The 9,736-nt window shown below is 47.2% G+C and carries 7 protein-coding genes; 5 read left to right on the forward strand and 2 right to left on the reverse strand.

Annotated elements, in window-relative coordinates; all coding sequences use genetic code 11:
- The first annotated feature begins 320 nt into the window (after nucleotides 1-320).
- The gene (locus IQ219_RS11475; RefSeq protein ID WP_194072685.1) at nucleotides 321-1,112 is read left to right on the forward strand and encodes an HNH endonuclease; all 792 of its coding nucleotides are present in this window, start codon (nucleotides 321-323) and stop codon (nucleotides 1,110-1,112) included.
- A 307-nt stretch (nucleotides 1,113-1,419) separates the two neighbouring features.
- Here IQ219_RS11475 and IQ219_RS11480 read toward each other — a convergent pair whose 3' ends face one another.
- Nucleotides 1,420-2,595 (reverse strand): AGE family epimerase/isomerase, encoded by a 1,176-nt coding sequence (locus tag IQ219_RS11480; RefSeq protein ID WP_194019990.1) that lies wholly within the window; start codon nucleotides 2,593-2,595, stop codon nucleotides 1,420-1,422.
- 258 nt (nucleotides 2,596-2,853) lie between these two features.
- Between IQ219_RS11480 and IQ219_RS11485 the strand changes: the two genes are divergently transcribed.
- The 3 genes from IQ219_RS11485 to IQ219_RS11495 all read left to right on the forward strand — a co-directional run bounded on the left by IQ219_RS11485 (nucleotide 2,854) and on the right by IQ219_RS11495 (nucleotide 6,222).
- Entirely contained in the window at nucleotides 2,854-3,666 is an 813-nt protein-coding gene (locus IQ219_RS11485) for a tetratricopeptide repeat protein (RefSeq protein ID WP_228016977.1), read from the forward strand.
- A gap of 120 nt (nucleotides 3,667-3,786) precedes the next feature.
- A complete protein-coding gene (gene argJ / locus IQ219_RS11490) occupies nucleotides 3,787-5,046 on the forward strand; it encodes a bifunctional ornithine acetyltransferase/N-acetylglutamate synthase (RefSeq protein ID WP_228016978.1) in 1,260 nt (419 codons plus the stop codon).
- Nucleotides 5,047-5,109: 63 nt separating this feature from the next.
- Nucleotides 5,110-6,222 (forward strand): hypothetical protein, encoded by a 1,113-nt coding sequence (locus IQ219_RS11495; RefSeq protein WP_194072688.1) that lies wholly within the window; start codon nucleotides 5,110-5,112, stop codon nucleotides 6,220-6,222.
- A 144-nt stretch (nucleotides 6,223-6,366) separates the two neighbouring features.
- On the opposite strand, the gene der is transcribed toward IQ219_RS11495, so the two are convergent.
- Nucleotides 6,367-7,725: a ribosome biogenesis GTPase Der gene (gene der / locus IQ219_RS11500; protein WP_194072689.1), complete on the reverse strand. Its 1,359-nt coding sequence runs from the start codon at nucleotides 7,723-7,725 to the stop codon at nucleotides 6,367-6,369.
- Nucleotides 7,726-7,906: 181 nt separating this feature from the next.
- Here der and IQ219_RS11505 point away from each other — a divergent pair.
- The coding region (locus tag IQ219_RS11505) for a hypothetical protein (protein ID WP_228016979.1) at nucleotides 7,907-9,736 on the forward strand (1,830 nt) is incomplete at its 3' end.

A 9,736-nucleotide genomic window follows, 5' to 3' on the forward strand; every position in this document is an offset into this window, starting at 1 on the left:
AGTTCACTATACGTGTCTACACATTGTACTGTCTTTTTCGCTTCTCTTACCTTCGTCATACTCCCTCCAAGCTTTCCAGCCTTTTATCTCCATTCTAATTCACCCATTTTGATGAAAGAGGGATAGTTGATTTTGTTCCCCGCTGATCTGTTTTGCTCAATTCTCCGACATGGAATTATCAGGTGCTTAAAGTGTTTAATAGATATAGGTTTAAACTTTTAGAGGGGCGTTTGCCTGGAGATTAGTTACAATGATTCACTGTAAGCTACCCTACCTAACTAATTTTATAGACTTGTATAACAAGTGATATTACCGTTAACATGCGTAATCAAATCGACATTCTTAGGGAAGTATTTTTAGAATGGTTAATACTCAATAATTTTGATCATGATTATTGGGTTTATTCTAAAGAGGAGTGGAAAAAAAAGCAAGATGACAGATTATGGGGAGAACCAGAGCTTGTATTTATATTTGAACATTTATATGAATTTATTTATGGATATCGTCAAATCCAAGGGTTAGAGCAAGAATTAGAAGATCTCTTTGAAGGTTTTGGTTTTTCTATGTATTGGGAATTTCAAGTATGTGGATTTTATCCCATAGATAATTATCATAAACCATCCTATATTAACCCCAGCTATCAGACATTACTTTCAGATAAAAGATGGCAAAAAAAAAGAGAAAGAATTCTAGAGCGTTGTACAGAAATATGCGAAAATTGTGGAGCAACTAATAAAACACTAGAAATCCATCATTGTTACTATCGTTATGGACGTTATCCTTGGCAATATCCTGATCAAACCTTGTTAGGCTTATGTCGAGAATGCCATGAAAAACGTCATGAAGTCGAATTAAAATGGCGTTTGTTTCAGCCTCAACTTACTACTGAAGAAATAATCAATCTAAAAAAATTCCTTGAAAATTTCCTATGCTGGCATGAAAATAAAAACCGTGAAGATCTGGTATTTCCACTTCAAAGGAAGAGATTCCTCAAATTCATCAAACTTTTGAGCCAGTGGAGTCGGGGATTTAACAAAAGTCATTTTTTCAATCTAACCCAAGAACTTATTGCCCTAATTAATGACGCTGAAAATTCACAGGAAGAAGATTGAATTCGATCGCCAATCCCATCAAACATAGTCCCAGCGAAACGAATAATCAGAACATTATCATGCAAACTGTATTAACCCAGTAGCTGTTCTCTAGGCGATCGCCGTTATCTCAAAGATCCTTAAAACCTACATTCCGCAGGCTCTACCAATAGTTACTAAATTTTCGGGAAAACACTACAAATAGCGTAGTTTTCTAGTATTGATTGACTGGGAGTCAAGAGGCAAACCCCGAAATAGGCTTGCCGTCGTACTCGATTTCAGACGAAGGTGTACTATGTGCGGAATGTAGGTATTAAAGAACAATTAATTAACCAAGCGGAAGTTGGAGGGTTTCGGCGCAGAGCCACAGAGCTCGGGGTACGTGGAAACAGCCTTTCCATTTACCTCCTTTGAGGTTGAGTAACACTTCTCCTCGGCGATTCAAGTAGCCAAACCATTCCCCATACTCAGGATCGGCGAAATGACTCCAAGCGTAATCATGGACCCGCTCAAACCATTGCCAGCATTTTTCTTGGCCGGTGACTTGGTGACCCTTGGCTAGGGCAACCAGGGTTTCCAGATGTACCCACCAGAGCTTTTGGTCCCATTCCAGTTGCTGGGGAGGGTGGCCGTGGCGGTCGAGGAAATAGAATATGCCGCCAAATTCTTGGTCCCAGGCATATTCCAGGGTGTTCAACACCACTTCAATTGCTTGCTCCTGTAGCTGGCGATCGCCGGAGCGTTGGGCAATGTCCATCATGAACCACATGGCTTCAATACCGTGCCCTGGGTTAAGCAAACGCCCTTCAAAGCTATCGACAAATTCTCCATTGGGAGTCACCGCTTCCCGCATCAATCCTATTTCCGGGTCGAGGAAATCCGTCATTACTTCTTTGACGGTTTGGGCCAACACTTCTTCCACTGTGGTGGGGGGCAATAACCATTCCATCTCTAGGGTGAGGTTGGCTAAAATCATCGGCACCGCTAGGGATTTGAGCGGCCTAGTGCCTGGGTAGGACTTTTCGTATTGACCTTTGGGATTATGCTGACGCCGTAGAACGTTGTTGTAAGCCTGGAGGGCAATGGTCTTGGCTTCTTCCTCTCCACTGGCTAGAGCATATTGACTAAAGGCCATGGCGGCGAAGCAATCGGAAAAAACGTTATAGGGTTGACGCAGGGGTCTGCCTTCCTGATCCAAAGCAAAATACCAATTACCGTCTTGATCTCGGCCGTGGCGAGTTAAAAAATCAGCACCATGGCGGGCAATTTCTAACCATTGGGGCCTTGGTTCCAAACGGTTATAAAAAACGGCAAATTGCCATACCTGACGGCTTTGTAACCAAATGAATTTATCTGTGTCAAAAACCTGGCCTTGACGATCTAGACAGGTAAAGTAACCTCCCCCCTGGCGATCAAGGGAATATTTTTCCCAAAAGGGCAACACGTCCTGGTGTAGGGCCTGGTGATATTGCTGGGCTAGCTCCTGACGGCGATGGGCAATCATACAATTTAACTATTAATGATGCGATGGATGGCGGTGCACAATGGCTCAGTTTTCAGACAACAAAACAACATAGCACGGCTGGGCAAAACTGGCTTTTTGCTCCGGGGGGAGTAGGGTAAAAATTTTTCTATCATTGACGACTGTGAAAATTTGTTAAAAATCCTTACTTTGTCAACAAAAAGCGGGATTAATTTCAGTCTTTAAATCATCATTAAATAAAGGAGACATTTTTTCTTCCTCCGCCCAGTGTTGCCTGCCATGATTTGTTTGCCTCGTCCCCTTTTCCTTTCCCTAACGGCGATCGCCACCGTCGTTTTTTGTGCCTTGGGCCCTGGCCTAGGGGGAGTTTTACCTAGTCGGGCGGCCCTGACTCCTCCCTTCATTGCCCAGGAAAGGGATTCCGCCGTTGCCATAGAACAAAAGTTGTTGGAGGGATTTACGGAACTGGAAAATGGTTCCCCCCTTAAGGCGATCGCCATTTTTACCCAGGTGATCGACACCGATGGCCAGAATGCCGATGCCTATAATTTGCGGGGGGTAGCCTATATGGTGATCGAACAGTACACCGCCGCCTTGGCGGACTTTGACCAGGCCATTGCCCTGAGCCCCAACGATCCAGCCATTTATTTCAATCGAGCTAACGTCCACGGAGTACTGAATAATTACCAAGGCGCGATCGATGATTGTGGCCAGGGAATTTTGCTTGATCCCCAGGATGTAGATCTCTTGATCTGTCGAGGCCAAGCCCAATTGGGGTTAGAGCAACCCCGCCAAGCCATTCCCGATTTTGACCGGGCCATAGAGCTTGATCCCCGTTCTGAAGAGGCCCATTATTTTCGCGGGCTCTCCTATACCATGTTGGGCAATTACGAACGGGCTTTGGCTGATTTGAACCGTACCATTCGCCTCAATCCCTCCAATGCCGATGCATTTATTCTCCGGGCTGGCATCCGGTCAGAGCAGGGTGCAGTGGAAGAATCCCTAGAGGACATGATCCAAGCGATTAATTTGCTCGATCGCCAAGGGGAATTGGAAAAGGCAGCAGAAATTCGCCAATTATTGGGCTATTGATCCCATCCTCAGGTGAGGGCCAGGAAAAATTGACTAGAAAATCAGCAATTCCTGACCGGGGTTGAACGGCTAATAATTAACCCCAAGCAGAACTGCTATGATTGACCTCTGAGTTTGAGAATGTGGCAGGCTTTTCCTATGGCTGACTGGCAGGTAATTGAGGGCAACATCACCGCCCCCAAAGGTTTTAAGGCGGCAGGCATCACGGCGGGACTAAAACCGTCCGGTTCCCCGGATTTAACCCTGATTTACTCCGAAACTGAGGCGATCGCTGCTGGAGTTTTTACCACCAGTCAAGTGCGGGCGGCCTGTGTGGACTATTGCCGCCAACGGTTACAGGCTAAGGCCAGTGCCAGAGCTATTTTGGTCAATTCCGGGCAAGCCAATGCCGGCACCGGCAAACAGGGCTGGGACGATGCGGTGGAGTCCGCCCAACTGTTGGCCCAGGGACTAAACATTTCCCCCGAAAGTATTCTGCTGGCTTCCACTGGGGTCATTGGCCAACGGATCAAAATGGAGCAGTTACGCCAGGGTATTGCGCCATTAATCCAATCCCTTGCCCCCAATGGCGGAGACAAGGCCGCAAAGGCAATTATGACTACAGATTTGGTGCCCAAAACCATCGCCCTGGAAACGGAAATTGACGGTCGGCCGGTAAGGATGGGGGGCATTGCCAAGGGATCCGGCATGATTCACCCCAACATGGCCACCATGCTGGCCTTTGTCACCTGTGATGCGGCCATTTCCACTGCCCTCTGGCAACAGATGCTGAGCCGAGCCACCCAAAAAACCTTTAACCAAGTGACGGTAGATGGGGACACTAGCACCAATGACAGTTTGTTTGCTTTAGCCAATGGGGAATCCCGCACCGCCGCCATTACGGAAATGGGCCCCAATGCCGAGAAATTGGAAGCCATGCTCACCGCTGTTTGCCAACATTTGGCCAAGGCGATCGCCAGGGATGGGGAAGGGGCCACCTGTTTGATCGAAATTCAAGTCACTGGGGCCCCCGACGACCAAGCCGGTAGGGCCGTGGCCAGAACCATTGCCGGATCCTCCTTGGTGAAATCTGCCATTTTTGGCCGGGACCCCAACTGGGGGCGCATTGCCGGGGCCGCGGGGCGAGCCGGAGTCAAGTTTGACCAAAATAATCTACGGATTAAATTAGGGGATTACGTTCTCATGGACCAGGGGCAACCCTTACCCTTTGACCGTTCCGCCGCCAGCAATTATCTCAAACAGGCCGCCGCTGGAGCCTATTTACAGCACGATACAGTGCTAATTCAAGTGGATCTGGGCACCGGTTCGGGCCAGGGTACTGCCTGGGGCTGTGATTTGAGCTACGACTATGTACGGATCAATGCGGATTATACGACCTGATCTGTTTAGTCGCTGGGATAGGATCTAGTCCTATTGCCTCGCCCTGTTGTTAGACTAGTATCCATGACCCGTTCTATCCCTAAAATCCGTGAGCAGTTAACTCAGATTGAAAATCAAACGACGATCCTGGGGCATCACTTTGCTGCCACCTATGACCAGTATGCCCAGCGCCTGGGGCAAATTCTCCAGCAACAGGGGGTCTATGCCGTTTATCAGATTTGTACGCAAATTTATCCCGATGCTTTTCTCCAGCTAGACTATAGTCCCCGCCACAAATTTCAGAGCCAATTACGCACGGCGATCGCCAAGTTTTATGATCAACTGCTAGTAAACCTGGAAAAGGAAGGGATTTTTTTGGACTCTTCCCGCCAGGAGCAAATTGTGCCGGAACCGGAGGGGAATACAGAGGACGCCGAGGAATTGATCCTATTGGGGAACGATGGAGACAACCCAGAAGAGGAAAAATCAGAAGATAGCAATATTCCAGACCTACAGGAAATCAAAGACTTTCTCAGCCAAGCTTTACAGAAAGAAGGCCTATCCCTAGAAATGCTATTGCCCCAAGGAATGGGAGCCACGGAGGCTAAAGCACCCACGGTGATCAAAACCCCCGAGGATCTACAAAAATGGCATTTACAGGTGGAAAAAATCCTGCACCGCAGCGTGGTGGCCCTGTCAATGAACATTAATCGTTTACTCACTGCCAGTAAAATTATTCCTCCCAATCTTCCCCTACACATTCTCGAAATGGCCCTACAGTCGGAAGATGACCGGCTAGCCCCCAACCGAGAAAAGATGCCCCACGTGGTCAATTTATTGATTGAAAAAGCCCAAAAGCCCGAGTCGGAAAATGTCTCCCCCCCCTCCACTGACCAAGGGGAAGAAGATACGGAAAACGATGACGATGAAGACCTCTCCTCAGAAGCCATAGAGGAATTGATTCAGCGGTCTAAACGGGGACAAATTAGTCGTTTGACAGCCCTGAATTTACGGCTGAAAGATCTCGAATTTAGTGACGTTAATTTGGGTTTAATTCGTAAACAAATTCACACCTATCTAAAGGATCTGACCAAACTGGAAAAGCAGTATCGTCAGTTAGAGCGACAGCAGGTAACGGCCAAGGCGGAATTGGCCTGGCGTAGTACTTGGCAAAATCAAGACAATGGTGGAGCCTAGTGAGGTTTATCCAATAAAAACTGGCCAGGAAATTAGTTGGAAACCAGATACAAGTTCCCCAATATTACCGAAGCTTTTAGGGGCGATTTGAGAGCAGACTAAAACTTTGCAAGTCAACCTGTAAAGGGTCAACCATTTTAAGCCTTAGACCTTGGTAGCACGGTTACGACTACCTTCCACTTCCCTCACTTTTTTACCCCGCCAGAATAATCGGATGGGGGAACCGAAAAAGCCCAGTTGTTTACGGAATTGCTTTTCAATATAGCGGCGGTAATTGTCGTTAAACCGGTTGGGATCGTTGACAAATAAGGCGATCGCCGGTGGTTGGGTAGAAACCTGGGTGCCGTAATAAATTTTGCCCTGTTTACCCTGGCGGGTGGTGGGGGGAGAATGCCAACTAACGGCTTCTTCCAGCACTTCATTGATCACAGCAGTAGTGACCCGACGACGATGTTCCTGGGCGGCAATGTCCACACAATCAAGGATTTTTTGTACCCGTAGGCCGGTTTGGGCACTGACAAAAATCATTTCAGCCCAATCCATAAAATAAAGCCGAGCCATCAACTGCTCCCGATGTTCGTAAATGGTGTAGGAATCCTTTTCCACCGCATCCCATTTATTAATCACCAGTACGACTGCCCGGCCATCTTCAATGATGCGCCCCGCCAATTTCAGATCCTGTTCTGTTACCCCATCCAAAACATCCAGTACAAATAAGACCACATCGGCCCGACGAATAGCCTTAAATGCCCGGTTGATGCCAAAAAATTCTGCGCCATAGTCCACATTCTTTTTCCGCCGAATGCCGGCAGTGTCAATCAGGCGATATTTTTGGCCGTTACGTTCCACCACCATATCGATGGCGTCCCTGGTAGTGCCGGAAATGGGACTAACAATGGCCCGTTGTTCCCCGGTCAAGGCGTTGAGCAAACTGGATTTACCCACATTGGGACGGCCGACGATCGCCACTTTGATCTCATCTTCCTCCAACTCCTCTTGGGTGGGGGGCAAATATTCCAACAGAGCATCGAGTAAATCTCCTGTGCCACTACCGTGGATGGCCGACATGGGGTACGGTTCCCCTAGCCCCAAATGCCAAAATTCCGCCGCTTGAATAGCACCTTGGTCAGGGGATTCACACTTGTTTACTGCTAAAATTACCGGGACGCATTGTTGCCGGAGCCACTGGGCAATTTCCTCGTCGCTGGCGGTGGGACCCTGTTGTCCATCCACTACAAAAATGGCCGCTTTCGCTTCCGCTAGGGCCAGGTTAGCCTGCTCTCGGATTTCTGGTAAAAATTCGCTGTCATCGTTGAATACTAACCCCCCCGTATCCACCACTTGGAAATCCCGGTCTCGCCAAAAAGCTGGACGATAGGTACGGTCCCTCGTGATACCAGGCTGATCATGGACAATGGCCTGTTGGTTGCCGGCTAAGCGATTAACGAAGGTGGATTTACCCACATTGGGGCGGCCGATGATGGCGACGATGGGAAGGGACATAGAAAATTACAAGCAAAAAATTGAGAATAATGAAGAGAAATCCGTGGCTTTGTGGCGATCACCGTCAAACAAACTTAAAGAAAACATTTATTTCCAGCTTTAGCCGAAATTAATACGTATTCTAAAAAATAGGGATATTATGTCTTCTGATGGGTGTGAGTTTTGAGTGAGGAATAATTACATGGCTTTCAAAAAACCAACTCAGGCGCTTGGTCTACTAGGGGCATGGTTAATGCTCGGAGCCTGGAGTAGCGACACGGATCACCATAGTATCAGTTCTCCGCCGGCTTTGGCTGACCTATCATTGGTCTCCAACAAAAAAATTCTCCCTATCTTCACTTCAAACAACTATTACAGTTCGACTACTCCTCTTTTCCCAGCCACCCTGGTTAGCCAACGTCCCAGTCAATCCGGCGATCGTTCCATTTTAATTGTCGAAGAAGAGGAAGATAATTTTGCCGTTCTCCAAGCCATTACTCTCACCGTTGATAACGTAATTTTGCATATTAATGGGCAACAAACCGCCGCTGAGCTGATCTTAGATCCCCGCACCAATCGTTTAGCTCTAGTGGTAGAAGGAGTAAAACTAGCCGATTCCATCCCCATCAACCAGGACAATGCCGGCCCCGATGGCACTCTGATGAAACGTCGCCTCAAAATTAAACAATTAGACCGGGGTGTGGTGGAAGTTAGTCTTAATGCCCAGGAACAAAGTTGGGCCGTCCGCTCCCATAGCCAAGGTTTACTCTTAGCCCCTATGGCGATCGCCAGCACAGAGGAAACCCTAGAAGTTGAAGTTATGGAGGGGGTCAGTCAAGGAGAATTATCGGCTGAAGAAACTTTAATGCTTTCTGAGGCAACGGCGATCGGCGGAGAAGGAGCAGAAGGAACAAGTGTAGAAACAACAGTTACAGAATCTTCTCACCTTACCCAAACTGACAAACTCGAGATTATTACTGGCCCCATTGACCCCACATTTTCTCCCGAAGAAAGTACCACTGAAATTATAGAAACAGCAATAGAAAACGATAGTAGTCAAGAAAAAATAGAAGTAGCTCAGACTGATCAAATAGAAACAACAGAAGTTGAAATCATAGAAACCGAAACCCTTGACAGTGTTGAATTTATCCGAGAGCAAGGGGCGGAGGAATCTCCCCAAAAACAGCCTGAAATTACCACACCTTTATTACGCCAACCTTTAAGACTATTACACCTGCCCACAGCCAACCAACTTTTGCAGGGACAAGTACTGGGCACATTTGGTCAGACCCAAACCTTTGGTGGGCCAGGTACGGGTAATCAGACCTATTTTATTTATGCTGACTGGGGACTAACCAATGACCTCCAAGTCGGTTGGTCTTTTATGTACAATGACGACCCAACCTACAACGCTGTTAATGGATCTTTTATCGAGCAGTTATATCAATCCACGGGTCCTAACCTAAAATACAACATTTACAGCGATGAAAATTGGGGTATCGGCGTCCTAGGTTCCATTGAGCAATTTCAAATTTATAGTGGCCCTGGACTATTCAATAATGCTACTTCTCCCACCTTGAGTAGAACTGTTGCCGGGACCGTACAACTCCCCATTTCTTATAACTTGAGTGAACAATTTCAGGTTACTTTTACACCGGCAGTTAATATCTTTTCTGATAGTCTCAATAGCGTTCCTTTTTACGGCACGGTCTTTAGCGTGGGATTGGGAGCAAATTGGCGTGTTTCCGAGCAACTTTCTCTTTTTGGCAATACCGTGGTTCCCCTATCGGGCGGCAATTCTATCAACACATCTAGGGAAATATCTAAAACTCCCATTTGGTCTTTCGGTGCTAGTTATGCATTTAGTAAAGCTGTAGGTTTTGAATTGAGCTTAACCAACGCCTTTGGCGGTACCCCGGCTACCGGTGTTTTAACTTTACCCACCGCTGCTAATGAAATTTTGCTGGGAGCTCAGTTCAAAATAGCCCCCCTGGGCAAAGAGGTTCATCATGTTTACGATATCGACCGGCAA

Source organism: Synechocystis sp. LEGE 06083 (genome assembly GCF_015207725.1).
Lineage (GTDB): Bacteria > Cyanobacteriota > Cyanobacteriia > Cyanobacteriales > Microcystaceae > Synechocystis > Synechocystis salina.

Bases quoted from the DNA above. Each gene is read 5' to 3' on its own strand.
- IQ219_RS11480 (WP_194019990.1), bottom strand. From the start codon at position 2,595: ATGATTGCCCATCGCCGTCAGGAGCTAGCCCAGCAATATCACCAGGCC.
- argJ (WP_228016978.1), top strand. From the start codon at position 3,787: ATGTGGCAGGCTTTTCCTATGGCTGACTGGCAGGTAATTGAGGGCAAC.
- IQ219_RS11485 (WP_228016977.1), top strand. From the start codon at position 2,854: ATGATTTGTTTGCCTCGTCCCCTTTTCCTTTCCCTAACGGCGATCGCC.
- IQ219_RS11475 (WP_194072685.1), top strand. From the start codon at position 321: ATGCGTAATCAAATCGACATTCTTAGGGAAGTATTTTTAGAATGGTTA.
- der (WP_194072689.1), bottom strand. From the start codon at position 7,725: ATGTCCCTTCCCATCGTCGCCATCATCGGCCGCCCCAATGTGGGTAAA.
- IQ219_RS11495 (WP_194072688.1), top strand. From the start codon at position 5,110: ATGACCCGTTCTATCCCTAAAATCCGTGAGCAGTTAACTCAGATTGAA.